This is a genomic window from Lysinibacillus sp. JNUCC-52, from assembly GCF_015999545.1.
GTDB lineage: Bacteria > Bacillota > Bacilli > Bacillales_A > Planococcaceae > Lysinibacillus.
On record NZ_CP065546.1, the window covers coordinates 3,940,453 to 3,966,345 of the forward strand.

23 protein-coding genes are annotated in these 25,893 nt (G+C 38.0%); 19 read left to right on the top strand and 4 right to left on the bottom strand.

All coding sequences use genetic code 11. The annotated features are described in order from the left end of the window. The first annotated feature begins 64 nt into the window (after positions 1–64). The 4 genes from sppA (at position 65) to JNUCC52_RS19500 (ending at position 3,583) form a co-directional block, all read left to right on the top strand. Positions 65–1,078 carry a signal peptide peptidase SppA gene (sppA, locus tag JNUCC52_RS19485; RefSeq protein ID WP_337980600.1) on the top strand — a complete coding sequence of 338 codons (1,014 nt, stop codon included), beginning with the start codon at positions 65–67 and terminating at the stop codon, positions 1,076–1,078. Between the two features lie 12 nt (positions 1,079–1,090). Next, positions 1,091–1,702, top strand: coding sequence for an RDD family protein (locus JNUCC52_RS19490; RefSeq protein WP_173477547.1), 612 nt, complete (start codon positions 1,091–1,093; stop codon positions 1,700–1,702). A 359-nt stretch (positions 1,703–2,061) separates the two neighbouring features. Continuing rightward, entirely contained in the window at positions 2,062–2,565 is a 504-nt protein-coding gene (gene tpx, locus JNUCC52_RS19495; protein ID WP_139860576.1) for a thiol peroxidase, read from the top strand. Between the two features lie 88 nt (positions 2,566–2,653). Continuing rightward, a complete protein-coding gene (locus JNUCC52_RS19500; RefSeq protein WP_139860574.1) occupies positions 2,654–3,583 on the top strand; it encodes a class I SAM-dependent methyltransferase in 930 nt (309 codons plus the stop codon). A gap of 45 nt (positions 3,584–3,628) precedes the next feature. On the opposite strand, the gene JNUCC52_RS19505 is transcribed toward JNUCC52_RS19500, so the two are convergent. After that, on the bottom strand, positions 3,629–4,078 hold the full coding sequence (locus JNUCC52_RS19505) for a universal stress protein (protein ID WP_139860572.1): 450 nt from the start codon (positions 4,076–4,078) through the stop codon (positions 3,629–3,631). Positions 4,079–4,377: 299 nt separating this feature from the next. Here JNUCC52_RS19505 and ald point away from each other — a divergent pair, with 299 nt between their 5' ends. Next, positions 4,378–5,493 carry an alanine dehydrogenase gene (gene ald, locus JNUCC52_RS19510; protein ID WP_337980601.1) on the top strand — a complete coding sequence of 372 codons (1,116 nt, stop codon included), beginning with the start codon at positions 4,378–4,380 and terminating at the stop codon, positions 5,491–5,493. Between the two features lie 803 nt (positions 5,494–6,296). Here ald and JNUCC52_RS19515 read toward each other — a convergent pair. Continuing rightward, the gene (locus JNUCC52_RS19515) at positions 6,297–7,385 is read right to left on the bottom strand and encodes a M24 family metallopeptidase (protein ID WP_337982242.1); all 1,089 of its coding nucleotides are present in this window, start codon (positions 7,383–7,385) and stop codon (positions 6,297–6,299) included. A 282-nt stretch (positions 7,386–7,667) separates the two neighbouring features. On the opposite strand from JNUCC52_RS19515, the gene JNUCC52_RS19520 reads away from it, so the two are divergent. Next, the gene (locus JNUCC52_RS19520; protein ID WP_337980602.1) at positions 7,668–8,351 is read left to right on the top strand and encodes a metal-dependent hydrolase; all 684 of its coding nucleotides are present in this window, start codon (positions 7,668–7,670) and stop codon (positions 8,349–8,351) included. A gap of 152 nt (positions 8,352–8,503) precedes the next feature. Continuing rightward, positions 8,504–9,811, top strand: coding sequence for a DRTGG domain-containing protein (locus tag JNUCC52_RS19525; RefSeq protein ID WP_173477543.1), 1,308 nt, complete (start codon positions 8,504–8,506; stop codon positions 9,809–9,811). An 85-nt stretch (positions 9,812–9,896) separates the two neighbouring features. On the opposite strand, the gene JNUCC52_RS19530 is transcribed toward JNUCC52_RS19525, so the two are convergent. Beyond that, a complete protein-coding gene (locus JNUCC52_RS19530; protein WP_337980603.1) occupies positions 9,897–10,202 on the bottom strand; it encodes a YtpI family protein in 306 nt (101 codons plus the stop codon). 90 nt (positions 10,203–10,292) lie between these two features. On the opposite strand from JNUCC52_RS19530, the gene JNUCC52_RS19535 reads away from it, so the two are divergent. The 8 genes from JNUCC52_RS19535 (at position 10,293) to JNUCC52_RS19570 (ending at position 20,467) form a co-directional block, all read left to right on the top strand. After that, positions 10,293–11,234 (top strand): DHH family phosphoesterase, encoded by a 942-nt coding sequence (locus JNUCC52_RS19535; protein WP_217270131.1) that lies wholly within the window; start codon positions 10,293–10,295, stop codon positions 11,232–11,234. 25 nt (positions 11,235–11,259) lie between these two features. Further along, on the top strand, positions 11,260–14,343 hold the full coding sequence (gene dnaE / locus JNUCC52_RS19540; RefSeq protein WP_337980604.1) for a DNA polymerase III subunit alpha: 3,084 nt from the start codon (positions 11,260–11,262) through the stop codon (positions 14,341–14,343). Positions 14,344–14,475: 132 nt separating this feature from the next. Continuing rightward, positions 14,476–15,117, top strand: coding sequence for a FadR/GntR family transcriptional regulator (locus JNUCC52_RS19545; protein WP_172772413.1), 642 nt, complete (start codon positions 14,476–14,478; stop codon positions 15,115–15,117). A 21-nt stretch (positions 15,118–15,138) separates the two neighbouring features. Then, positions 15,139–15,996 (top strand): acetyl-CoA carboxylase, carboxyltransferase subunit beta, encoded by an 858-nt coding sequence (gene accD / locus JNUCC52_RS19550; RefSeq protein ID WP_172772412.1) that lies wholly within the window; start codon positions 15,139–15,141, stop codon positions 15,994–15,996. Further along, positions 15,989–16,945 carry an acetyl-CoA carboxylase carboxyltransferase subunit alpha gene (locus JNUCC52_RS19555; RefSeq protein ID WP_172772411.1) on the top strand — a complete coding sequence of 319 codons (957 nt, stop codon included), beginning with the start codon at positions 15,989–15,991 and terminating at the stop codon, positions 16,943–16,945. Before accD ends, JNUCC52_RS19555 begins: the two co-directional genes overlap by 8 nt. Positions 16,946–17,173: 228 nt before the next feature. Continuing rightward, entirely contained in the window at positions 17,174–18,133 is a 960-nt protein-coding gene (gene pfkA, locus JNUCC52_RS19560) for a 6-phosphofructokinase (protein WP_172772410.1), read from the top strand. A 27-nt stretch (positions 18,134–18,160) separates the two neighbouring features. Beyond that, entirely contained in the window at positions 18,161–19,921 is a 1,761-nt protein-coding gene (pyk, locus tag JNUCC52_RS19565; RefSeq protein ID WP_172772409.1) for a pyruvate kinase, read from the top strand. 156 nt (positions 19,922–20,077) lie between these two features. Beyond that, complete coding sequence (locus tag JNUCC52_RS19570) at positions 20,078–20,467, top strand: FxsA family protein (RefSeq protein ID WP_172772408.1); 390 nt, start codon at positions 20,078–20,080, stop codon at positions 20,465–20,467. On the opposite strand, the gene JNUCC52_RS19575 is transcribed toward JNUCC52_RS19570, so the two are convergent. Continuing rightward, entirely contained in the window at positions 20,451–21,533 is a 1,083-nt protein-coding gene (locus JNUCC52_RS19575) for an AI-2E family transporter (protein WP_337980605.1), read from the bottom strand. The two genes, JNUCC52_RS19570 and JNUCC52_RS19575, sit on opposite strands and share 17 nt — an antisense overlap. 134 nt (positions 21,534–21,667) lie before the next feature. Between JNUCC52_RS19575 and citZ the strand changes: the two genes are divergently transcribed. From citZ to JNUCC52_RS19595, 4 genes are all read left to right on the top strand, one after another. Next, positions 21,668–22,783 carry a citrate synthase gene (gene citZ / locus JNUCC52_RS19580; protein WP_172772406.1) on the top strand — a complete coding sequence of 372 codons (1,116 nt, stop codon included), beginning with the start codon at positions 21,668–21,670 and terminating at the stop codon, positions 22,781–22,783. A gap of 80 nt (positions 22,784–22,863) precedes the next feature. Next, positions 22,864–24,126: an NADP-dependent isocitrate dehydrogenase gene (gene icd / locus JNUCC52_RS19585; protein WP_172772405.1), complete on the top strand. Its 1,263-nt coding sequence runs from the start codon at positions 22,864–22,866 to the stop codon at positions 24,124–24,126. 172 nt (positions 24,127–24,298) lie between these two features. Further along, complete coding sequence (gene mdh / locus JNUCC52_RS19590) at positions 24,299–25,237, top strand: malate dehydrogenase (RefSeq protein WP_172772404.1); 939 nt, start codon at positions 24,299–24,301, stop codon at positions 25,235–25,237. Positions 25,238–25,428: 191 nt separating this feature from the next. Then, on the top strand, positions 25,429–25,869 hold the full coding sequence (locus JNUCC52_RS19595; protein ID WP_172772403.1) for a MaoC/PaaZ C-terminal domain-containing protein: 441 nt from the start codon (positions 25,429–25,431) through the stop codon (positions 25,867–25,869). Positions 25,870–25,893: the final 24 nt, after the last annotated feature.

The window sequence follows — 25,893 nt, forward strand, 5'->3', positions numbered from 1 at the left end:
AAAATTGCTTAAAAGTGAAACGTTTTGGAAATTTAGACGTATAACGTGTTGAGGAGGCGTTTGTATGAATGTGAAAAGGTGGATAGCCTTGGCTATAGCTGCTGTGTTGTTAGTATTTTCATTAGGAATTAATACGATTTTTGCAATATTTAAATCAGACTTCTTTAGTAATTTTGACAGCATTGTCGCTGGAAATAATTTAAATGTTTATGAAACTGTTATTGAAGGTGAAGATTACAGTAAGCGGATTGCCTATTTAAAAGTTGATGGAACGATTCAAGATGTTGGATCGAACACATTATGGCAAACCGTAGCTTATGATCACCAGTTTTTCTTAAATCAATTGGACAATATTTTATATGATGATTCAGTACAAGGTATTGTGCTAAGTGTAAATTCACCTGGTGGTGGCGTAAAGGAATCGGCAGAAATTTATAAAAAACTGTTGCAAATTAAAGAGGAACGTCAAATTCCAATTTACGTTTCAATGGATTCGATGGCTGCTTCTGGTGGATACTATATTTCTGCACCAGCGGATAAAATATATGCCCATCGTGATACGATAACAGGTTCGATTGGTGTAATTATGCAATCTATTAATTATCAGGAACTTGCAGAAAAAGTAGGCGTGAAATTTGAAACGTTTAAATCTGGGCAACATAAAGACATGCTTAGTCCAACACGTGAAATTACTGAAGAAGAACGTGCTATGATGCAGGATATGATTAATGAATCATATGAAGAGTTTGTTGATATTGTGGAACAAGGACGCAATATGTCTGAAGCGGACGTGAAAAAAGTAGCGGATGGTCGAATACTTGGCGGTACAAAGGCACTTGAAGCAGGCTTAATCGATGAAATTGGCGATGAGCAAGCAGCTATTGCAGCTTTACGTCAAGATTATGGTTTAGAAGATGCCGTCTTATTTGAATACAGTTATGATCAAGGTGGTCTACCGTCAATAATTGGTATGAAAGTAAGCTCTCTTTTTGGCCCATCAGCTGAAGAAAAAATGCTAATGAAAATTATGACAGAATACAAGGCACCGAAAATGATGTACTTATATGGTGAATACTAAGGAGGGCAAACCATGACAAACAATGAATTCGTTTTGCAAGGGACACCCTCAATTGAACAACAATTGCTAAATAAGGAAAACACACCAATAGTGACTACGAAATATGATTTAAAGACGGCAGGATTTTGGGTGCGCTTTTGGGCATTTATCCTAGATGGATTAATTATTTCAGCTGTTGTAGGAATCGTAGTTAATCCGATATTTTACTTAATGGACTGGTCGTTATCGGATTCAATTTGGTATGCACCTATCTCCATTATTTCAGCTATTCTCTATTACTGTTATTTTGTATTGATGACAAAGTTTTTAGGGCAAACGTTGGGGAAAATGGCTTTCGGGTTACGTGTTGTTTCACTACAACATGACAAACTTACATGGTCAGACGTGCTGTTTCGTGAATGGATTGGTCGCTTAATTAGCAACATAATTATGCCACTTTATATTTTTGTTGCGATTTTACCTGACAACCAAGGCATACATGATTATTTTGCCGATACTACGGTTGTCCATGAAAAGGTATATGTAGCGAAAGAAACAGCACAACCTGTTGCACAACCGACAGCACCCATTCAGGAAAATACAAAAGAGCCTGAAAAGATAGAGGAGAAACCTGAAGAATCTTGAGCAGGTAAAGATTTGAATTTCTTTCTTATGCAATTTGTATAGGCCATTAATTGTTTGTAGCGATAGCGATGCCTCCTGCGGGAACAGCACAAAACGTTAGACGCAACAGGCGGCGCGATTAGCGACGGTTGCGGCTTACATTGTGCCTGCGGAAAGCACCGCCATCGCGCACAACAATGAATAGAAAAGTGTTAGATTGATTGCAGTCATTCTAACACTTTTTCTTTTGTAATTTGAAATGCAAATAGGTCTTATAGTGCAACAATTACAAAGTTTACACTATGATAAGCTGTCCTAGTTGCAATTAATTCCCTACATTTAGTAAGATTATGTACATATGATGATTAGGAGGCGTTTTCATGGCACAAATTACATTTAAAAAAGGTCCAGTAACACTTATTGGTAACGAAGTAAAGGTTGGAGACCAAGCACCAGATTTCACAGTATTAGCAAATGATCTATCACCTGTTTCTTTAAAGGATTCAGAAGGTAAAATTCGTTTATTTAGTGTTGTCCCATCTTTAGATACAGGCGTATGTGATGCACAAACACGTCGTTTTAATGAAGAAGCTGCAAATTTAGGGGATAACGTAGTAATATATACAGTATCTGTTGACCTGCCATTTGCACAAAAACGTTGGTGCGGTGCTGCGGGAATTGATGCTGTTCAAACAGTTTCAGATCATCGCGATCTATCATTCGGTGAAGCATATGGTGTATATATTAAAGAATTACGTCTTCTAGCACGTGCAGTTTTCGTGGTAGATGCAGCTGGAAAAGTAACTTATGTCGAGTATGTACCTGAGGCTACAGATCATCCAAACTACGAAGCAGCAATTGCAGCAGTTAAAGCACTAGCATAATTTGCTTCTTTTAGGCTAAGATAATACTAGACAAAAGGGCTGTGACAGAGTTTGTCACGGCTCTTTTCTGCGTGAAAGGAAGTTATGTATGGAAAAGATTGAAAAACTATTTGGCATGCTAAATGAGCATGCGGAAAAAATAGAAAAAGAGCAAAATACGACGTTATTAGAAGGTATACTTGATGGACTAGAGGCTTGGCTTGATGGGGATGTAGATTTCTCACAGCAAGGTACAACGAAAGAAGATGTGCGCAAGTCCATTCAAATTGCAATTTTAAAAGGTATGCGTAAAGGTTCACAGCCGAATCATCAAATGACACCAGATACGCTTGGTCTTTTAGTTGGCTATTTCGTGGAACAAATTTTTGCGGATCAATTAGCAAAAGAAAAACTAACAATGCTAGATCCAGCAGTTGGTACTGGTAACTTACTGTTAACGGTCATGAATTTACTCGATGGAAAAGTAGAGGCATCTGGAGTAGAGGTAGATGAGTTATTGATCCGATTAGCCGCAGCAACAGCAGATTTAACAGAACAGCCAGTTTCTTTATATCGTCAGGATGCATTGCAAGACCTATTAGTAGATCCAGTAGATGCCATTGTTTGTGATTTACCAGTCGGTTACTATCCGAATGAGGAAGTGGCGTTAGATTATGAGCTTTGTGCATCTGAGGGAATGAGTTATGCGCATCATTTATTTATTGAACAATCTATTAATTATACGAAAGATGGGGGCTATTTATTTTTCCTAGCTCCGACGCATCTCTTTGAATCTGAACAGTCTAAGCAACTGCATAAGTACATTCAAAAGCACGCATGGATACAAGCAATCATTCAATTGCCAGATACGATGTTTGCTAATAAATCACTTGAAAAGAGTATTGTTATTTTACAAAAACAAGGGGAAGCTTTTAAAGCTCCAAAAGAAGTATTGTTGGCAAAAGTTCCAAATATGCAAAATAAACAAGCGCTTGCGATGTTCTTTGAAAAAGTGAAAATGTGGCAAGAAGGGAAATAATAAAAAAGGTATCCAAATTTGGATACCTTTTTATGTATTGCATTATTAAGCTTCTGGTGTACGAATAACTAGAACGTCACAATTTGCTGAACGTACGATTGCTTCAGAAACGGAACCGATTAGGAAGCGTTCTACTGCATTTAAACCAGTAGCGCCACAAATAATTAAATCTGCATCTACAATTTTAGAAAGTTCTTTTGTAATAATATTTTTAGGAGATCCATACTCAATTATAAGGTTTACGTTTGCTAAGCCTTCATCTTCAGCTTGTTTTTTGTAACCATTTAATAATTCTTCTGAGAAAGCTTGTGCGCGTTCAGCGATTGAACGATCATATGCTTCAATAGCAGCGAATGAACGCGTATCAATAACGTTTACTAGGTTTAATACGGCACCTTCGTTACGTTTAGCAACGTCGATTGATTTACGAAAAGCGTACTCCGCTTCTTTAGAACCGTCTACTGCAACTACAATGCTTTTATAATGATTAGCCATTTGTATTACCTCCCTATTTGTATAATGTAATTATACCAAATCATTTTCTAAAGGAAATACTTTCCGTAGAAAATTTGTGAATAAGTAAAGGCGTTTACTATGAAATACCTTAATTCGCTCAATTAGTATTAATATTTAGTATTTTAAAAATGTTATGAATTTAATTAGTATTTGCTTTAATTAAAGCATTTTTTTCACTTGTTTGGTAAGATGGAAGTGCAAAGGGGTCATCATCTACGAGAAATCGTATTTTGATGAAATATTGCTTAGTTCATAGGTTATGAAAGGGGATTGGAAATATGAAGATTGGTATTCCAAAAGAAATTAAAAACAACGAAAATCGCGTAGCAATGACACCAGCTGGGGTTGTCTCATTAACGCATGCTGGTCACGAAGTGTATATTGAAGCGGGTGCGGGTATTGGTTCGAGCTTTACAGATGCAGATTACGTGTCAGCGGGTGCGCGCATTGTTGCATCAGCAAAGGAAGCATGGGCTCAAGAAATGATTTTAAAAGTAAAAGAACCCGTAGCATCGGAATACGATTACTTTTATGAAGGACAAATCTTATTTACCTACTTACATTTAGCGCCTGAGCGTGAGTTAACGCAGGCATTAATAGATAAAAAAGTTGTAGGTATCGCCTATGAAACAGTACAACTTGCAAACGGCTCCTTGCCTTTATTAACACCAATGAGTGAAGTGGCAGGTAAAATGGCAACGCAAATTGGTGCGCAGTATTTAGAAAAAAATCATGACGGTAAAGGGATTTTATTAGGTGGCGTATCAGGTGTACAACGCGGAAAAGTTACTGTAATTGGTGGCGGAATTGCTGGTACCAATGCTGCAAAAATCGCTGTTGGTATGGGGGCAGATGTAACGGTCATTGATTTAAGTCCAGAACGTCTACGTCAATTAGAAGATATGTTTGGTCGCGATGTACAAACGCTTATATCTAATCCTTACAATATTGCAGAATCAGTGAAAAGCTCCGATTTAGTTGTAGGTGCTGTTCTAATTCCTGGTGCAAAAGCTCCGAAGCTAGTATCGGAAGAAATGATTCAATCAATGCAGCCTGGTTCTGTTGTCGTTGATATTGCTATTGACCAAGGTGGAATTTTTGCGACATCTGATCGCGTTACAACACACGATGATCCAACGTATATTAAGCATGGGGTAGTACATTATGCTGTTGCGAATATGCCAGGTGCTGTGCCACGTACGTCAACGATTGCTTTAACTAATAATACAATTCCATATGCGTTGCAAATTGCAAACAAAGGCTATAAGCAAGCATGTATTGATAATCCAGCATTGAAAAAGGGTGTTAATGCATTAGATGGACATATTACTTATCAAGCAGTCGCAGAAGCACAAGGCTTGCCATATGTAAATGTTGATGAATTAATTAAATAAAAATCAAGTACTATAAAATAAATAGGCGGTTGATACCGTTACAAGTATACGAATTTAAAAAAGTGTTAGATTGATAGTCAATCTAACACTTTTTTTGCTATGGCGTTGATGTCCGCTACGGCGGTCGCTTTCCGCGGGCACACCGTAAGCCGCAACCCTCGCTAACGCGCGGATTGTTGCGTCTTACTATGCGTGCGTTCCCGCAAGAGTCGCCGCCTTCGCTACCATCAACTAGTGCACTCTGTTAATTTTTAATTTATTGCAAGGAAAAAATAGCTAATGATGATATGTCCCTGCTTCTTTTTACTATGGCGTTGATGTCCGCTACGGCGGTCGCTTTCCGCGGGCACACCGTAAGCCGCAACCCTCGCTAACGCGCGGATTGTTGCGTCTTACGTTGTGTGCGTTCCCGCAGGAGTCGCCGCCTTCGCTACCATCAACTAGTACAATCTGTTAATTTTTAATTTATTGCAAGGAAAAAATAGCTAATGATATGTCCCTGCTTCTTTTTACTATGGTGTTGATGTCCGCTACGACGGTCGCTTTCCGCGGGCACACCGTAAGCCGCAACCCTCGCTAACGCGCGGATTGTTGCGTCTTACTATGCGTGCGTTCCCGCAGGAGTCGCCGCCTTCGCTACCATCAACTAGTACAATCTGTTAACTTTTAATTTATTGCAAGGAAAAAATAGCTAATGATATGTCCCTGCTTCTTTTTACTATGGTGTTGATGTCCGCTACGGCGGTCGCTTTTAATGTGTCCGCCCTCTACATTGTATTTCTATCTGTAAAAAACGTTGTCAATTACAGAACAATTAAGTCTTTAGGGTATTTTGTTAAAACTTCCACTCCATCTTTTGTGACTACAACATCATCTTCAATACGTACACCTGTCACATCTGATTTGTATACACCTGGCTCGATTGTGAACACCATGCCTTCTTCCATTACCATGTCATTTGCGCCCGTAACTGATGGGAATTCATGTACGGAAATACCAAGTCCATGACCTAGTCGATGCGTGAAATATTCTCCATAGCCTGCATTAGTAATTGTGTCGCGAGCAATTTTATCTAAGTCCATTGCACGTACACCAGGTTTTACTGCCGCAATTGCATTTGAATTAGCTGCTAATACAGCATTATAGATTGCTTTTTGTGCTTCAGAAGGTTCTCCAAATGCAACTGTACGTGTGATGTCTGAGCAATACCCATCGTAAATTACTCCTAAGTCAAATAGAATCATATCGCCTTTTTCGACTTTACGAGCGCCTGGTTTTCCATGTGGTGAAGCTGATTTAGGACCACTTAATACCATTGTCTCAAAGGACATCTTACAACCCTTTTCTTGAATAGCACTTTCGATAGCTGTTAAAATTTCCATTTCAGTTTTACCTTCAGCAATTTCTTTACAGCCTACTTCAATTGCATAATCAGCAAGTTGTGCAGCTTTGCGAAGCTTGTTTAACTCATCTTCATCTTTAATTACACGCATTGCATTAATTTTTTCATCTAGACGTACAAAAGTTGCTTGTGGAAATGATTGCTGTAAAGCTTCTAAACGCTCAACAATAAGTTGTGCTTTTTCAATTGCAAACGTTAACGGATTTACATTACGAGCAATTATTGCTTGTGCAAGAATATCCATAGCATTATCTGTATCTTGGTGGCCGATGACTTCATATGACCAGCCTGCAGCTTTTGCATCAGGAATCTCCATTTGTGGACAAATTAAAAAAGGCTCAGCCTCTTTAAAAATCATCACTCCTAGTAATCGTTCATGGGGGTTACTTTTGAAACCAGATACGTAAAAGACATTATCGGGAGTCGTAACGAAAGCAGCATCGATTTGATTTTTTTGTAAATAGTTTTGGATTTCTTGTACTTTTGACATCATCCATTTCCTCCTCATATTGCACCTAGTTTGCTGATTTAGCCTATAGCGACACGCCTTCATATGGCTTCAATTATTTAAGTGAAAGCAGTGCAATGTTTACTAGTGCCCACTATTGAAAGTAAAGCACGGCGTGGTTTTTCTCGACATTCGAAATGTCGAGAAAAGATGTGCACTATACACTTTTCATATCCTGTTTAAGCATATCAAAAAAAGGGAAAAAGCGCATGGATAGCGAATTAAAAGATGGAGCAAATATTCAATTATCAGGAGGAACGATTAATGCAAATTAGTTATCATGGACATTCTGTCGTTAAAATTCAAACAAATGGTAAAACAATTTTAATTGACCCTTTCATTAATGGAAATAGCCAAACCGATTTAAAGGTTGCAGAAGAAGCACCAGATATTATTTTGCTTACACATGGGCATAATGACCATGTGGGGGATACTGTGGAGCTTGCAAAGAAAAAGGATGCACTCGTTATTGCACCGAATGAGTTGGCAAACTGGATTTCTTGGCAAGGAGTGAAAGCGCATCCAATGCATATAGGGGGAGCAAAAGAATTTGATTTTGGAAAGGTGAAATTTACACAGGCTTTCCATGGCTCTTCTTATGTAACCGAAAACAATGAAATTATTTATATGGGTATGCCAGCAGGTGTTTTACTGTTTATCGAAGGATTAACAATTTATCATGCGGGTGATACAGCACTATTTAGTGATATGAAATTAATTGGAGAGCGTCATCCAATTGATATAGCGTTTTTACCAATTGGTGATAATTTTACAATGGGACCTGAAGATGCAGCATGTGCAGTATCATTTTTAAAGCCAAAAATTGTTGTACCAATTCATTATAATACATTCCCTCCGATTGAACAGGATCCGCAAATTTTTGCTAATTTAGTACAAAATGCAGAAGTTCAAATTTTAAAAGCGGGTGAAAAAGTAAACTGTTCCTAATCATTTGAGGTGCTGTACTATAATGATTGACACCACGTGCGTAGTTGAAATAATGGGAAACGTAAAACATTTTACACCTTTATACTCAATATTTTCGCAAAAAATATGGTACACTAATAACAGAATTCATTGCTTGAGAAATAGGTGATATTTTGTCAACAAAACATGAGAAGATTTTACAATACATCGAATCACTACCCGTGGGCGATAAAATTTCGGTACGACAAATTGCAAAGGAAATGCAAGTGAGTGAAGGAACGGCTTACCGTGCTATTAAAGAAGCGGAAAATCGTCGTCTTGTAAGTTCTATTGAGCGTGTCGGAACAATTCGTATTGAGAAGAAAAAGAAAGAAAATATCGAACGATTAACATTTGCGGAAATTGTTAATATTGTAGATGGCCAGGTACTAGGTGGTAAAACTGGTCTACATAAAACATTAACAAAATTTGTAATCGGCGCGATGCAATTAGAAGATATGATGCGTTATACAGATGCAGGTAGCTTACTGATCGTCGGAAACCGTTTTAAAGCTCATGAAAATGCGCTTCGAGCAGGTGCAGCTGTATTAATTACAGGTGGATTTGATACAACGGATGACAATAAACAGCTTGCCGATTCATTGGATTTGCCGATTATTTCAACTAGTTACGATACTTTCACCGTAGCAACGATGATTAACCGTGCGATTTATGACCAGTTAATCAAAAAAGATATTTTATTTATTGAGGATATTTTCGTGCCAATGACCGAAACATCTGTGCTCCACAATGATGAAACGATTCATCATTTCCAAAAATTAAATGAGCGTACAACGCATGGTGCCTTTCCTGTAGTAACTGCTATGAATAAGCTAGTAGGAATGATTACGGTGAAAGACGTTATCGGTAGGGAAGAGGACGAGCTAATTGAAAAAGTGATGACGAAAAATCCAATTGCTGGATCAATGAAAATGAGCGTCGCTTCCGCAGGGCATCGGATGATTTGGGAAGGGATCGACTTACTGCCGATTGTAAATGACGATAATGTTTTACAAGGAGTAATTAGTCGACAAGATGTGCTAAAGGCGTTGCAGCTTGCACAAAGACAGCCTCAACACGGTGAGACTATAGATGATTTAGTGAAAAATGAAATGAAAGTGCTTGGCGATGAAGATTTAATCGTGGAGTTTAAAGTGACACCGCAAATGACAAACCAATATGGGGCTATTTCTTATGGAGCATTTACAACGTTACTAGCCGAAGTTGGATCATTTGCATTAAAGCGTCGTAAACGTGGCGATGCAGTTGCAGAAAACATGACAATTTATTTCATCAAGCCTGTTCAAATGGAGAGCACGCTTACTGTCAAACCTCGCATATTAGATATGAGCCGTAAGTTCGTAAAAATGGACTTTGAAGTATTTAATGAGCAAATGCTTGTCGGTAAGGCAATGATGATGTTCCAGCTATTGGAGCGTTAAGCAGACAAAAAGGGATGACCTAGGCAAATACTAGGTCATCCCTTTAATAGTTTTTTGCAATTATATGTGTACTGCAGTGTAATTGTTATCGATTAATTCGAAATTCTTCATCAACAAACTGACCATAATGTCGGGCCTTTTTAATATTTTCCACAACAACAAAGATGCCTAACACGACAAGAATTGCTACAATGATAAATGTAAACGTTCCAGGGAATAAGTATGCTTGATTCAATGCAAATGCAAGAATAAAAGAACCTAAACCTATATTCGACTTACTTTTGTACCAATTTTTAGCAATAGGTAATGGTGAACGGAACTGTTTTGTTTTAAAATAAAAATAAAAGACAAATGATATAATTATGGCAAACACAAAAATTAAATTGAGCATAGTAAACCTCCTAGCATAACTAGACATTATTGTAACGATTATTGAGGAAAAATGCTAACGGTTATTACTATCATTTTGGGGGAAATCACTTTGAAAAGACAAATCATCGACACAATTGCTTCATATGAGACAATCGTTATTCATCGACATGTGCGTCCAGATCCAGATGCGTATGGATCACAATTAGGCTTAAAAGAATTAATTTTAGCAAATTATCCAGAAAAGAAAGTGTATGCTGTTGGTGAGCATGATACATCCTTGTCGTTTTTAGCTGAACCTGATCAAATAGCGGATGATGTATATGAAAATGCGCTGGTTATAGTAACAGATACGGCGAATACAGAACGTATTGACGATCAGCGCTATACAAAAGGCAAAATGGTCATAAAAATCGATCATCATCCTAATGACGATCAATACGGAGACTTATTGTGGGTAGATACAACTGCTAGTTCTTGCAGTGAGATGATCTATGTGCTATTTGAAGAGGGGAAAGAAATCGCTGATTGGAAACTTTCAGATGCAGCCGCACGATTATTATTTGCTGGAATTGTTGGAGACACAGGTCGTTTCCAATTCCCAAGCACGACTGTAAAAACATTCAAAGTTGCAGCGGAACTTATTACATATAACTTTGATCGAAATCAAATTTTCGATGGGATGTATGAAATGGAGCAAAAGCTATTAACGTTACAAGGATATATTTATCAAAATTTTGTTATGGATGAAAACGGTGCAGCGCATGTAAAGCTGACAAAAGAATTACTTGCTGAATTCAATGTTGTACCATCTGAAGCATCGCTTTTAGTGGGCTGCCTCGGCAGTGTAAAGGGGATTTGTGCATGGGTAATCTTCATCGAAGAGGAAGACCAAATTCGTGTTCGTTTACGCTCTAAAGGACCGATTATTAACACTTTAGCGAAGGAATTTAATGGTGGCGGTCATCCACTTGCTTCTGGTGCAACTGCTTACTCATGGCAAGAAGCAGAAATTGTCACTGCACGTTTAAAAGAAATTTGTAAGGCATATTAATAAATTTTGAAAGGCAGGGATTCTTTTGACACATGTATATACACAAATGCATACGAGCGCGGATTTATTAAAAAGCACGATTCGGCTTGAACAATTGATCCCTTTTTTACAAGAACAAAATACGCAGGCCTGTGCAATTGTCAATTCGAAATTGTACGGGCTTTTACCTTTTTGTAAAGCGATGCAGCAGGCAAATATGCACGCGGTAATAGGGCTTTCGGTGAAGGTACAATGGGATAATAACATAATACCGCTCGTGTTGTATGCACAAACACAGCAAGGCTACCAGCATCTTTTAAAGATTAGTAGTGCTGTTTCTATTCGTGAAGACGAGGTATTGCCTTGGAGATGGCTTGAAGGCTATGCAAAGGGCTGTATAGCGTTGCTTTCGGCGAATGATATAGCGGAAATAGTAGAATGGGCAGAAATAACAAGTGCTTTACAACAAGTATTTGGTAAGCGTCTATATGTAGGAATGGCAAGACCAGGTGGCATAATAGCAGACAATGAAGCTATGATTTCACAGTGGTGCGAGACAAAAGGTATTTTAATTGTAGCTACACAGCGTTGTTATTTTTTACGACCAGAGGATCATTTTGCATATGAAGTTGCTAGAGCTATTGATACAGGGGAAAAGCTTCAAGATACGATGCTAACAGCTCATTTAGAAAACTATTATGCGCCGACTGAGGAGCAGTGGAAGAGTTGGTTTTCAAATCGCCCTGAATGGATTGAGGCAAGTGTCGATATGTTAGCTAGCTGTGTTGCAAAAATTCCTGAAATGCATGTTCAAATGCCAAAATTTCCGCTACAAGAGGGTGAAACAGCCGAAAGTTTGCTTGTAAAAGAAACGTTTTCAGGATTAGCTAATCGTTTAAAACTAACAGAGGTTCCAGCAATTTATCGAGATAGACTGCAATATGAGTTAGAAATTATATGCTCAATGGGCTATGCTGATTATTTTTTAATTGTTGCAGATTTTATGCGTTATGCCAAAGAGCATCGCATTTTAACTGGGCCAGGTCGTGGTTCTTCAGCAAGTTCACTAGTTGCATTTAGTCTTTCTATCACACAGGTAGATCCACTTGCCTACGGATTATTGTTTGAAAGATTTTTGAATCCTGAACGTGTAACATTGCCCGATATTGATATTGACTTTGTTGACAGCAAAAGACAACAAGTAATTCAATACGTTGCACAAAAATATGGCAAGGCTAATGTTGCGCAAATCATTACTTTTGGTACTTTATCAGCGAAAGCAGTGGCGAGAGATGTAGCGCGTGTTTATGGTTTTGATGCTGAAGTGATGGAAAAAATATCGAAAATGATTCCAAACAAACCAGGCATAACGTTGCAAAGAGCTGTAGCAGAATCCCAAAGCTTTCAAAGTTGGTTGGCTGAAGATGAATACCATCGACGTTGGCTTGACATAGCTCTAAAATTAGAAGGTTTGCCGAGAAATTCCTCTACCCATGCTGCTGGCATTGTATTAGCACCAACGCCATTAGTAGATACAGTTCCAATTGAGGATGGACATGAGGGAATTTATTGTACCCAGTGGCCGATGGGAGATGTAGAAGCAAGTGGTCTTGTAAAGATGGATTTTTTAGGGTTGCGTAATTTAACCATTTTAGAGCAAGTACGTTGGTCTATTTACAAAGCAGGGGGACCATGGATAGAGTTTGACCTAATCCCTATGCATGACGAGCTTACCTTCCAACTGCTTCAAAAAGGAGATACAGTAGGTATTTTCCAATTAGAATCAGATGGTATGAAAGAGGCATTACGTGATATTCATCCAACACATTTTTCAGATATTGTTGCAGTCAATGCTCTTTATCGTCCAGGACCGATGGAATTCATTCCTGTTTATGCAAGAAGAAAGGCGGGGCAAGAACGTGTAACGATGCCACATCCGTTATTGGAGCCGATATTACGTGAAACATATGGCGTCATTGTCTATCAGGAGCAAATTATGCAAATTGCAGCGACGATGGCTGGTTTTACGATGGGGCAGGCGGACTTATTACGTCGGGCAGTTAGTAAAAAAAATCGTGATATATTAGAGGAGCAACGTACCGCCTTTGTAGATGGCGCATTGAGGCAAGGTTTTGATCGGCGAGATGCAGAGGGCGTCTACGAGCTAATTGTACGCTTTGCCGACTATGGCTTTGCAAAAAGCCATGCGGTTGCCTATAGTGTCATCTCGTATCATATGGCGTATTTAAAGGCTCATTACCCGCAAAGCTTTTATGCAGCATTATTAACCAATGCAACAGGGAATGTAGAAAAAATTCAACAGCTTGTTGCGGAAGCGAAGGAAAAAGGAATGGCGTTTTATCCGCCATCTTTATTGCAAAGTACTAAATTCTTTAAGGTGGAAAAGGATGGCATTCGTTATAGCTTATCGGGCATAAAAGGTGTACCGCACACATTTATAGAGAAATTAGTGACGTTGCGTAAAACGAATCCAGAGGCACTTCATAATTTATTTGATTTGGCTGTCGCTTTAAGTGCACAACATTTTAAACCGAATATTATGGAATCCTTAGTTCATGCAGGGGTGCTTGATTATTTAGAGAAGGATCGTGCTGTACTGGTGGCCACTTTAGAGGCAGCATTAAAACAGGCAGAGCTTGTGCGTCCAACAGAGGATGTCGATATAGAAACGGCGACCGCTTTTAATTTTGGGAAACCGAAGTATATGCAAGCTGAAGCGATGTCTCAGAAAGAAAAGCTTCAGCATGAGAAAGAAAGTTTAGGCTTTTATATTTCTGCGCATCCAGTTTCTGAAGCAAGAAGTTACTGGGGAGAAGGTACTGTAACCTGTGCTGACCTGAAGTATACACGTGAAGGGACGTATGTAAAAATGATTGGCTTGATTGAGGAAGTGAAAAAAATAAGGACAAAAAAAGGAGAGCAAATGGCCTTTGTCCAACTCCAAGATGAATTTGGAATCGTATCAGTAACCTTATTTCCACAAGTCTTTCAACTCGTTCAAGATATCTTAATAGAAGATGAACTGCTGTATATTGAGGGTACTCTTGAAAAACGTTTTGGTAAATCGCAAGTGAAAGTAAAACATGCACAATCGACTAAAAAAATATGAAATTAAACAAGATTTTAGAAACTGCATAGAATTTTATGCAGTTTTTTCTTTACTTTTAAACAGTTATTTTGTAAGATGTAGTCAATGCTAAAAAAGTGGTCAGACCACTTTTTGATAACGGGAGTTAATCATATGGATAAACAAACCGAACAAAAAAAAGTGTTTTTAGAAATCGTTCAGCAATTACGTCAACTTATTCGAATGGAAAAAATTCAAGCTGGAGAGAAGCTTCCTTCTGAACGTGTTTTATCAGAAAGGTTAGGTGTTGGGCGCTCTTCTGTCAGGGAAGCACTGCGCAGTTTAGAGTTACTTGGACTCATTGAAACGCGACACGGTGGAGGTACATTTCTTGCCTCAACACATAAGCATCAGCTTGTAGAAGTTCTGTCGATGTTTATATTAGAAGATGAAAAATCAAAAAAAGATGTCGAATTAACGCGACAAATTCATGAAAAGGAAGCAATTCGCGTAATAAGTTGTACAGAGATTCTTCGTACACTACCTGTGTGGGATAGTTTTTTTGTGAAGCTGGAAATTGAAGGAACAGTAAATTGTCGTGATGTATTGCGAGAACTATTAGTTACATCAGGCAATCGGCTTTCGCTGAAAATCTGGTTTCAACTTGCAGCATATGACGGTGACCGTTTAAATCGAAACTCAACGGAAGATGAAAAACTAATCCTTCAAACGATGTTGAAATCGATGCAACTTGGCTATGAAAAAGAAGCATTACTAGCTTACGAGCAGTGGATGGGTACTGGTCAAACTTTTTAGACAATAAAGGGGGAGTCAAACATGGCAATACGCGACATATTTAACGCAAATCGAAAAAAGAAACAGGATGGTCAGGAAAAGGCATTTCCAGAAGGACTCATGACAAAGTGTCCAGAATGTCGTCATATCCAGTTAACAAAAGAATTAGAAAAGCATCATAAAGTATGCTCGAAGTGTGAACATCATTTTAAAATGACTGCCCAAGAGCGTGTGGATTATTTCTTAGACGAAGGATCATTTGTTTCGATGGACGATCATTTACAAACAAGTAATCCACTTAATTTCCCTGCTTATGTAGAGAAAATTAATGCAGACCAACAAAAAACTGGTCTAAATGAAGCTGTATTGACAGGTTTAGGTACGCTTGATGGAGAAGATGTTGTAGTAGCGATAATGGATTCACATTTCCGTATGGGATCAATGGGCTCTGTTGTTGGAGAAAAAATAACACGTGCTGTTGAAAAAGCAACTGAATTAGGTGTGCCGTTTATCATTTTCACTGCAAGTGGGGGAGCACGAATGCAAGAAGGTGTACTTTCTTTAATGCAAATGGCGAAAACAAGTGTTGCTTTAAAACGTCATAGCAATCAAGGATTGTTATTTATTTCTATATTAACGCACCCTACTACTGGTGGTGTATCTGCAAGCTTTGCCTCTGTGGGGGATATCAATATTGCAGAACCTCAGGCACTAATCGGCTTTGCGGGAAGACGTGTAATCGAAGAAACGGTAAGAGAAAAACTACCGAATGATTTCCAAACTGCAGAATTTTTATTAGAGCATGGTCAACTAGATGCCATTTTCCATCGCAAAGATTTACGGAAACAAGTAGCTATGCTTGTAAAAATGCATACGAAAGGTGGCGTGCAACATGTCTAAAAATTTAGCTTTTGAAGAACCTGTAGTACAATTGCGTGAAAAAATTGATGAATTAAAAACGATTGCTGCTGAAGCGGACGTAGATATGTCGGGAGAAATTGAAAAGCTAGAAACGCGTTTAACGCAACTCGAGCAATCAATCTATGCCAATATGAAGCCTTGGGATCGCGTGCAAGTGGCAAGACATCCTGAACGCCCAACAACGCTACAATATATTGAGGCAATGTGTGAAAACTTTATTGAATTACACGGAGATCGTACATTTGGAGATGATGCAGCGATTTTAGGTGGAATTGCTCTATTTGAAGGACAACCAGTCACAATTATTGGACACCAACGTGGTAAATCTACAAAAGAAAATATTCGTCGTAATTTTGGGATGCCACATCCAGAAGGTTATCGTAAAGCGTTACGCTTAATGAAACAAGCAGAGAAATTTAATCGTCCGATTATTTGTTTTATAGATACAAAAGGTGCCTATCCTGGTAAAGCAGCAGAAGAGCGTGGTCAGAGTGAGGCGATAGCTCGTAATTTAGTAGAAATGGCGGGTTTATCTGTACCAGTCATTAGCATCGTTATTGGAGAAGGCGGTAGTGGTGGCGCACTAGCTCTAGGTGTAGCAAATCGCGTTTACATGTTAGAGAACTCTACCTATTCTGTTATTTCTCCAGAGGGTGCTGCTTCAATTTTATGGCGTGATGGTAGCCTTGCTAAGCAAGCAGCTGAGGCAATGCGTATTACTGCACCTGATTTAAAAGAGCTTGGTGTGATTGATGGTATTATTCCAGAGATTACTGGTGGAGCACATCGTAATGTGGCGAAGCAGGCTATCTATATAAAAGAATGTATTAGTGACACACTAAAAAAATTAAATACTTTAAATGGTGAGCAATTAATCGATGACCGATATGATAAATTTAAAAAAATCGGACAATATATAGAAGTATAGGCAAATCACATAGCAATGCTTTGAAGGTCTAATTCGTTAAATTAAAGCGAAATATTTATAAAAAATGTTAAATTTTAGATGCTTTGTGATGGAAAGAGTGTGTGAAAGCGCATTCTTTTCATTTTTTATGTAAAAGTTATGTTTTTCTAGCTCTAGAACCCTTACATAGTTTGTTTTTTCGTGTTAATGTGAATAATATTAGATAACACTGCAGGAGGTTGTTCGACAATGAAAAAAATTGCCGTATTAACAAGTGGTGGAGATGCCCCTGGCATGAACGCAGCCATTCGAGCAGTCGTTCGTAAGGCAGCTTATCACGGAATGGATGTTGTTGGAATAAAGCATGGCTATGAAGGTTTAATAAAAGGATCTTTTGAGCCGCTTGATTTAGGTTCTGTAGGTGGCATCATTCAAAGAGGAGGTACCAATTTATTTTCAGCACGGTGCCCTGAATTTAAGGAAGATGCTGTTCAACAGCAAGCAATTGCTAATTTGCGAGAAGCAGGTATCGAGGGGTTAGTTGTTATCGGGGGTGATGGTTCTTACCGAGGTGCAATGGACCTTGTGAAAAAAGGCTTTCCTGCTGTTGGTGTGCCTGGCACGATTGATAATGATGTTCCTGGAACAGAATACACAATTGGCTTTGATACCGCGCTCAATACAGTCGTAGAATCAATCGATAAAATTCGTGATACAGCGACTTCCCATGAAAATTCTTTTATTGTTGAAGTAATGGGGCGTGATGCAGGTGATATTGCATTATGGGCAGGGCTTGCAGCAGGTGCTGAAACGGTCTTAATTCCTGAAGAGGAATATGATTTAGATGACATCGTATCACGCTTAGAGCGTGGTGAAGCACGAGGGAAAAAGCATAGTATCATTATTGTGGCAGAGGGTGTAATGTCAGGTGGCGAGTTGGCAAAATTACTGAAAGAAAAAACAGGGAAAGAGACGCGTGTTTCTGTTCTTGGTCATATTCAACGCGGTGGTTCTCCAACGGCACGTGATCGTGTCCTCGCAAGTCAATTTGGTGCACATGCGGTAGAATTATTAATGGAAGGTAAATCTGGTCGAGCTGTAGGAATACGCAACCATACAGTTATTGACTATGATATGCCAGAAGCTTTTGAAAAGCATCATGAATCTGATGTAAGCTTATATACTTTAATGAAAGAACTATCAATATAATTTCGCGTAAAACGGAGTGGGCAGAGAATGAGAAAAACAAAAATCGTATGTACAATTGGTCCGGCAAGTGAGTCACCAGAAATCTTAGAAAAACTAATTGAGGCAGGTATGAATGTAGCCCGCTTGAATTTTTCACACGGTTCACATGAAGAACACGAAGTGCGCATTAATTTAATTCGTGAAGTTGCAGAAAAATTAGGGAAACCAGTAGGTATTTTGCTCGACACAAAAGGACCTGAAATTCGTACGCATAATATGCAAAATGGTGAACTACATTTAAAAGCAGGTCAAGTAATCGATATTTCGATGACAGAAGTAGAAGGAACAGAAGCAAGTTTTTCTGTTACGTATGAACGACTAATCGAAGATGTGCAACAAAACTCAATTATTTTATTAGATGATGGTTTAATTCAATTACGTGTGTTAGCAACTGATACGGAAAAAGGGCTTATCCACACAATAGTAGAAAATGCTGGTGTCTTAAAAAATAAAAAGGGTGTTAATGTCCCTGGGGTTTCAGTTCAACTACCTGGAATCACTGAAAAAGATGCACAGGATATTTTATTTGGTATTAAACAAGGTGTGGATTTTATTGCAGCTTCATTCGTTCGACGAGCTAAGGATGTATTAGAAATTCGCGAATTACTTGAACAAAATGGCGGTAGTCATATTCAAATTATCCCGAAAATCGAGAACCAAGAAGGTGTCGATAATATCGACGAAATCATTCTAGTATCAGACGGATTAATGGTTGCACGTGGTGATCTAGGCGTAGAAATTCCAGCTGAAGAAGTACCATTAGTGCAAAAGAAATTAATCTTAAAATGTAACCAAGTTGGTAAACCAGTTATTACAGCTACTCAAATGTTAGACTCTATGCAACGCAATCCTCGACCAACTCGAGCTGAAGCAAGTGACGTTGCGAACGCTATTATTGATGGAACAGATGCGATTATGCTTTCTGGTGAAACAGCAGCAGGGACATACCCTGTTGAATCAGTACAAACAATGAACAAAATTGCACAACGTACAGAAGATTCATTAGATTATAAAGCAATCGTTTCTACACGTAGTCGTGAAAAAGAAGCGAATATGACAGAGGCTATTTCTCAGGCCGTAGCATATACGTCGATAAACTTAGGGGTTAAAGCTGTTTTAGCACCGACAGAAAGTGGAAACACGGCTAGAATGATTGCAAAATATCGTCCTGGTGTTCCGATTGTCGCTGTTACAGGTTCGGAAAACACTGCAAATACACTAACACTTGTGTGGGGTGTTTATCCTGTAGTTTGTCAACGTGTTACAACGACAGACGAAATTTTAGAACTAGCAGTTGACGAAAGCTTGAAGCATGGCTTTGTAAATCATGGTGATGCAGTTGTCATTACAGCAGGTGTCCCTGTTGGGGAAGCTGGAACAACGAACTTAATGAAAGTACACATTATTGGCGATTTACTTGCGCGCGGTCAAGGAATTGGCAAAGCGTCGGTAATCGGTAAAACAGTAGTAGCAAAAAATGCAGCTGAAGCATTAGCGTATGATACAGAAGGCTGTATTTTAGTAACGGTCGGTTCAGATCGTGATATGATGCCAGCTATTGAAAATTGTATTGGGTTAATTACAGAGGAAGGCGGACTAACAAGTCATGCCGCTGTAGTAGGGCTAAGCCTTGGTATTCCTGTAATCGTCGGTGTAAAAGAAGCGACATCATTAATTCGCCACGGTCAAGAAATAACAATGGATGCTGAAACAGGTGTTATTTATAAAGGACATGCTAGCGTACTTTAATAGATAATAAAAAGGCTCTAGTATGGGGTAACCGTACTAGAGCTTTTTAAATAACAAGGAAAATTAGTTTTTACACCAGTTTGTTTTTTAGTTGAAACTTATTGGGCTATAATAACGTATAGAAGGTATAGCTTTTTCAATAGAAGGGAGAAAAAGATGAAAAAATTTTTTCTTAGTTTTGTTGTATATGCACTAGCCGAACTGGCGTTATTAATAGTTATTGGTCAAAATATTGGCGTTTTCAATACATTATTGCTTGTTGTCGCAACGACTATCATTGGCATTTATATAGCGAAAAATAAAGGTATCAATTCAGTAAAAAACGTAAAACATATGGTAGCGCGAGGAGAAGCTCCTGGACCTGCATTAGTTGATGCAATGTTAAACTTTAGTGGTGGTGTACTTTTAGCATTACCTGGTTTTATTACAGATATCATTGGTTTACTAATGTTGCTACCAGTGACACGTAAATTGTTCCAACCACTTGTATTTTATTGGATGCGTAAAAAAATGAAAAAAGGTCAATTTATTATCGTTCAAAAATAGACTTTTCTTTCAGCTTAACAGCTAAAAATAAAAAAATTGGGCTGAGTAAAATACCGTAAAAACCAAATAATAAGATAGAGGCAGCGCTGATGAAAAACGTATGAAACGTTCGTAATTGCAAGGTATTAGACCAAAGCATGGATTCAGCGAGCTGCCTTGTTAGTTGGACAAACAAATATAAAAGTAAAATTGCAACACATAAAAAGGTATTGCCATTGAAATAAAAATAAATGCTCATTGGTACGAGAAATACGCCGATACCAAAGAAGGGCAGTACATCTGCAAATGCAACAATAAATGCTTTAATAATGGCTTGTTCAAATTGAAGGATCATAAAGCCTGCGCAAAGTATAAGCAATGTTATCGTAAATAATTGAAATTCTACGTAGACAAAGTAATGAAAAAGTTGCATGACTTTCGAAAAATGGGCTTGCCATTGATTTCTATATTTTTTAGGGACATATTGAAAAAACCAGTACCGTGATTTTCTTGTTTCAATTAAAGCGAAATAATACGCGACAAGAAATATAAAAACTTCGATAACGTGCTTCATAAACATTTGAAATAAATTTGCAGTATACACTACGATAGAATCAAAAATAGACATTGACTTTTCTTGCAAAAATTGTATAAATATAGATTCGTACTCAGTGAACAACGGAAAGTTTTGAAGTGTGTCACGTATCTCAGGAAAGATGAGTATAATACTGTTTATTGAGATGATTATGAGGAGAACTATACAGGAAAGTATTAGTATTTCTACTATAATAGCGGCAATCCAATAATTAACTTTACAGTACTTATGAAGGAAATTTATTATCGGATAGGTTGTAAATGATAAAAAAATTGCCAGTGATACAGGTAGAACGAACCAAAGTATCACTAAGTAAAAAATAAATAATAAAACATTAATAGTTCTTTCGTATGAAAAATATTTAATATTCCTCATTTTAACAAATTCACCCCAATTCAAATGAAAATATATTGTCAAAATATACAAAATACCCTCTTTAGTACGCTTATCTAGTCGCTCGTCCGACTTTTTCTTAATTTGAAGGATTTTCATTCACAAAGCTGTCAAAAATGATTATAATAACAATGTAAGCGATTTACTTAATGGTTCATGTGAGCAAAATCGTAAATGCTATGGTTGAAAAAGCGTTTACAACAAAAATTATTAGTATGAGGGAGCGATAATTTATGTCAGCAACAAAAGGATTAGAAGGTATCGTAGCAGCGGAATCTAAAATCAGTTCAATTATCGATGACACACTTACATATGTTGGTTACAACATTGATGATTTAGCAGATAACGCATCATTTGAAGAGGTAATTTACCTACTTTGGCATACTCGTTTACCTAAAGCGGACGAGCTTGCTGAATTAAAACAACAATTGGCAGACAACATGTCTATTCCACAAGCAATTGTAGACCAATTCAAAACTTACCCACTTTCAACTGTACATCCAATGGCTGCACTTCGTACGGCAGTATCTTTACTTGGTGTATTCGATGAAGAAGCGGATGTTATGGATCCAGAAGCTAACTACCGTAAAGCAATTCGTCTACAAGCTAAAATTGCTACTGTTGTTACTGCATTTGCACGTGTACGTAAAGGTTTAGAGCCAATTCAACCTAAAGCAGAACTTAGCTATGCAGCAAACTTCCTATATATGTTAAAAGGTGAAGAGCCAGCACCAATCGAAATAGAAGCATTCGATAAAGCGTTAGTATTACATGCTGACCATGAATTAAATGCATCTACATTTACTGCACGTGTATGTGTAGCTACATTATCAGATGTATATTCTGGTGTAACTGCAGCTATCGGTGCATTAAAAGGACCACTTCATGGCGGTGCAAACGAGCAAGTTATGAAGATGTTAACTGAAATTGGTTCTCTTGAAAATGTTGAATCTTACATTCAAAATAAATTAGATAACAAAGAAAAAATCATGGGCTTCGGTCACCGCGTATACCGCAAAGGCGACCCACGTGCACCACACTTACGTGTAATGTCACAAAAATTAACTGAACTAACTGGTAAACCAGAGCTTTATGAAATGTCAGTTAAAATCCATGACATGATTGTTGAACAAAAGAAATTACCTGCAAACGTAGACTTCTTCTCTGCATCAGTGTACGATTCTTTAGGCATCGATCATGACTTATTCACACCAATCTTTGCAGTTTCACGTACTTCTGGTTGGGTAGCACATATTCTTGAGCAATATGCTAACAACCGCCTGATCCGTCCACGTGCTGAGTATGTTGGACCAGGTATGCAAAAATATGTTCCAATCAGTGAGCGCTGATTCGGAAAATATGCTAGAATATTTGGGACTGTGTTACCTATAACACAGTCCTATGATTATGAATTTAGGAGGCAACAACAATGTCAAACAAAATTGTAGTTGAAAACGGCGTACTTAATGTACCAAACAATCCAGTAATCCCATTCATCGAAGGTGACGGAATCGGTCCTGATATTTGGGCAGCAGCATCTCGCGTAATTGACGCAGCTGTAGAAAAAGCTTATAACGGTGAAAAGAAAATCGAATGGTTAGAAGTTCTAGCTGGTGAAAAAGCATTCAACCAAACTGGCGAATGGTTACCACAAGAAACTTTAGATAAAATTAACGAATACCTAATCGCAATTAAAGGTCCTCTTACTACTCCAATCGGTGGTGGTATCCGCTCTCTAAACGTAGCATTACGTCAACAACTTGATTTATATGTTTGCCTACGTCCAGTACGTCACTTTGATGGAGTACCTTCTCCAGTTAAACGCCCAGAAGACGTTGATATGGTTATCTTCCGTGAAAACACAGAAGACATCTATGCTGGTATCGAATTCGAATCAGGCTCTGAACAAGCTAAAAAAATCATCAACTTCTTACAATCAGAATTTGGTGTAAATCAAATCCGTTTCCCAGAAACTTCAGGTATCGGTGTAAAACCTGTATCTAAAGAAGGTACTGAACGTTTAGTTCGTTCTGCTATCGAATATGCAATCAAACATAACCGTCCTTCTGTAACATTAGTGCACAAAGGTAACATCATGAAATTCACTGAAGGTGGATTCAAAAAATGGGGTTATGAATTAGCTGAAACTGAATTTGCTGATCAAACATTCACTTGGAACCAATATGATGCAATCAAAGCTGACCAAGGCGAAGAAGCAGCAAACAAAGCACAAGCTGATGCTTTAGCAGCTGGTAAAATCTTAGTAAAAGATTCAATCGCTGATATCTTCTTACAACAAATCTTAACTCGTCCAACTGAGTTCGATGTAGTAGCTACAATGAACTTAAATGGTGACTATATTTCTGATGCATTAGCTGCACAAGTTGGTGGTATCGGTATTGCTCCAGGAGCGAACATTAACTACGTAACTGGTCACGCAATCTTCGAAGCTACTCACGGTACAGCTCCAAAATATGCTGGTCAAGATAAAGTAAACCCATCTTCAGTATTACTTTCAGGTGTATTAATGCTTGAACACTTAGGATGGCAAGAAGCAGCTGACATGATCACTAAATCTGTAGAGAATACAATCTCTTCTAAAGTTGTAACTTATGACTTCGCTCGTTTAATGGACGGCGCTACAGAAGTGAAATGTTCAGAATTCGCTAACGAACTAATTAAAAACCTATAATTTTTACGAATCTGTAAAAATGATCACTGTAACAATCCAGCGCAGTCAACAGATATTTGTTTAATGTAACATTGGTTTGCTACAGTAATATTAGTACCTGGTTTAATGGAGGGAGAGAGAATTTATTCTCCTCCCTTTTTTAGCATATAACCTAAAAAAGGAGCGTATTCAAATGACTTTGAAACGTAAAAAAATCTCAGTAATCGGTGGCGGATTCACCGGCGCTACTGCAGCATTTTTAGCAGCACAAAAGGAACTTGGCGATGTTGTATTAGTAGATATCCCACAAGCTGAAAACCCAACAAAAGGTAAAGCTTTAGACATGTGGGAAGCTGCTCCAATACAAGGTTTTGATTCTTTTGTAAAAGGTACTTCTAACTATGAAGACACTGCAGATTCTGATGTAGTAATCATTACTGCGGGTGTTGCCCGTAAACCTGGCATGAGCCGTGACGACTTAGTTCAAATTAACCAAGGAGTTATGAAAACTGTTGCAAAAGAAATCGCAACTCATTCGCCAAATGCAACCATTATCGTATTAACAAACCCTGTTGATGCGATGACTTACACAGTATTCAAAGAAACAGGATTCCCTAAAAACCGAGTAATCGGTCAATCTGGTGTATTGGATACTGCTCGTTTCTGTGCTTTTGTTGCAGAAGAGCTAAACATCTCTGTAAAAGACATCACTGGTTTTGTATTAGGTGGCCATGGTGACACAATGGTACCACTTACTCGTTATTCATTTGCTGGTGGTATTCCTTTAGAAACTTTAATCGCGCCAGAGCGTTTAGAAGCAATCGTTGATCGTACACGTAATGGTGGTGCAGAAATCGTGAACTTACTTGGAAATGGTTCTGCCTACTATGCTCCAGCAGCAGCACTTATTGAAATGGCTGAAGCAATCATTAAAGATCAAAAGCGTATTCTACCATCAATCGCATACTTAGAAGGTGAATATGGTTACAATGATATTTACTTAGGCGTACCGACATTATTAGGTGCAAACGGTATCGAAAAAATCTTTGAGCTTGAACTAACTGACAAAGAAAAGGCGGAATTGGATAACTCTGCTGATGCCGTAAAAGCAGTTATGAAAGTTTTAGCTTAATAAAAGCTTATGAAATCGAGTAGGAATCATTCTTACTCGATTTTTTATACATAAAGATACTGGAAATAAACAGCTTCTTTTGTTCTTTATAATATGCATAAACATAAAATGGTTATTCTGCTTTTCATTGTACTTTTAGAATAAAATTGATACTATGAAGGTAGTATGATAGAAAAGGGGTTGGCGTATCTTTGCTTCAAAAGAACAGTAAGCTTGGTCTCACTATTGATGAAATTACAGTTGGCGAGAAAATTCATATTACTGAAAAAATAGAAGATAAGGATTTATTGCTTTATTTAGGACTTACAAATGATAATAATCCGCTTTACATTCAACATGATTATGCAGCGATGACGCCTTTTAAAAAGCCGATTGTACCAACTATTATGTTAAATGGTATTATTACGTCAGCTGTGTCGAAGTATATTCCAGGACCTGGTGCGCGTATTATAGAACAACATTTAACCTATTTAGGGCCACTCTATCATTATGAATTATTTGATACGCTTTTAGAGGTAACAGAAGTAAATAAAATACAGAATACCATTACCGTATCTGTACTCTCCTATAATGAACAAAAACAGCTAGTAATTGAAGGTACATTGTTGGTGACACCACCACTAGCATTATAGGGAGAGTCTTGAGATTTGAAATGG

What these genes read in the sequence shown, in the direction of transcription:
- JNUCC52_RS19490 (WP_173477547.1), top strand. Translation starts at nt 1,091, where the DNA reads ATGACAAACAATGAATTCGTTTTGCAAGGGACACCCTCAATTGAACAA.
- mdh (WP_172772404.1), top strand. Translation starts at nt 24,299, where the DNA reads ATGACTTTGAAACGTAAAAAAATCTCAGTAATCGGTGGCGGATTCACC.
- JNUCC52_RS19575 (WP_337980605.1), bottom strand. Translation starts at nt 21,533, where the DNA reads ATGAAAATCCTTCAAATTAAGAAAAAGTCGGACGAGCGACTAGATAAG.
- pfkA (WP_172772410.1), top strand. Translation starts at nt 17,174, where the DNA reads ATGAAAAAAATTGCCGTATTAACAAGTGGTGGAGATGCCCCTGGCATG.
- JNUCC52_RS19520 (WP_337980602.1), top strand. Translation starts at nt 7,668, where the DNA reads ATGCAAATTAGTTATCATGGACATTCTGTCGTTAAAATTCAAACAAAT.
- icd (WP_172772405.1), top strand. Translation starts at nt 22,864, where the DNA reads ATGTCAAACAAAATTGTAGTTGAAAACGGCGTACTTAATGTACCAAAC.
- JNUCC52_RS19530 (WP_337980603.1), bottom strand. Translation starts at nt 10,202, where the DNA reads ATGCTCAATTTAATTTTTGTGTTTGCCATAATTATATCATTTGTCTTT.
- JNUCC52_RS19545 (WP_172772413.1), top strand. Translation starts at nt 14,476, where the DNA reads ATGGATAAACAAACCGAACAAAAAAAAGTGTTTTTAGAAATCGTTCAG.
- pyk (WP_172772409.1), top strand. Translation starts at nt 18,161, where the DNA reads ATGAGAAAAACAAAAATCGTATGTACAATTGGTCCGGCAAGTGAGTCA.
- ald (WP_337980601.1), top strand. Translation starts at nt 4,378, where the DNA reads ATGAAGATTGGTATTCCAAAAGAAATTAAAAACAACGAAAATCGCGTA.
- JNUCC52_RS19570 (WP_172772408.1), top strand. Translation starts at nt 20,078, where the DNA reads ATGAAAAAATTTTTTCTTAGTTTTGTTGTATATGCACTAGCCGAACTG.
- JNUCC52_RS19555 (WP_172772411.1), top strand. Translation starts at nt 15,989, where the DNA reads ATGTCTAAAAATTTAGCTTTTGAAGAACCTGTAGTACAATTGCGTGAA.
- accD (WP_172772412.1), top strand. Translation starts at nt 15,139, where the DNA reads ATGGCAATACGCGACATATTTAACGCAAATCGAAAAAAGAAACAGGAT.
- tpx (WP_139860576.1), top strand. Translation starts at nt 2,062, where the DNA reads ATGGCACAAATTACATTTAAAAAAGGTCCAGTAACACTTATTGGTAAC.
- JNUCC52_RS19515 (WP_337982242.1), bottom strand. Translation starts at nt 7,385, where the DNA reads ATGTCAAAAGTACAAGAAATCCAAAACTATTTACAAAAAAATCAAATC.
- JNUCC52_RS19500 (WP_139860574.1), top strand. Translation starts at nt 2,654, where the DNA reads ATGGAAAAGATTGAAAAACTATTTGGCATGCTAAATGAGCATGCGGAA.
- citZ (WP_172772406.1), top strand. Translation starts at nt 21,668, where the DNA reads ATGTCAGCAACAAAAGGATTAGAAGGTATCGTAGCAGCGGAATCTAAA.
- JNUCC52_RS19505 (WP_139860572.1), bottom strand. Translation starts at nt 4,078, where the DNA reads ATGGCTAATCATTATAAAAGCATTGTAGTTGCAGTAGACGGTTCTAAA.
- sppA (WP_337980600.1), top strand. Translation starts at nt 65, where the DNA reads ATGAATGTGAAAAGGTGGATAGCCTTGGCTATAGCTGCTGTGTTGTTA.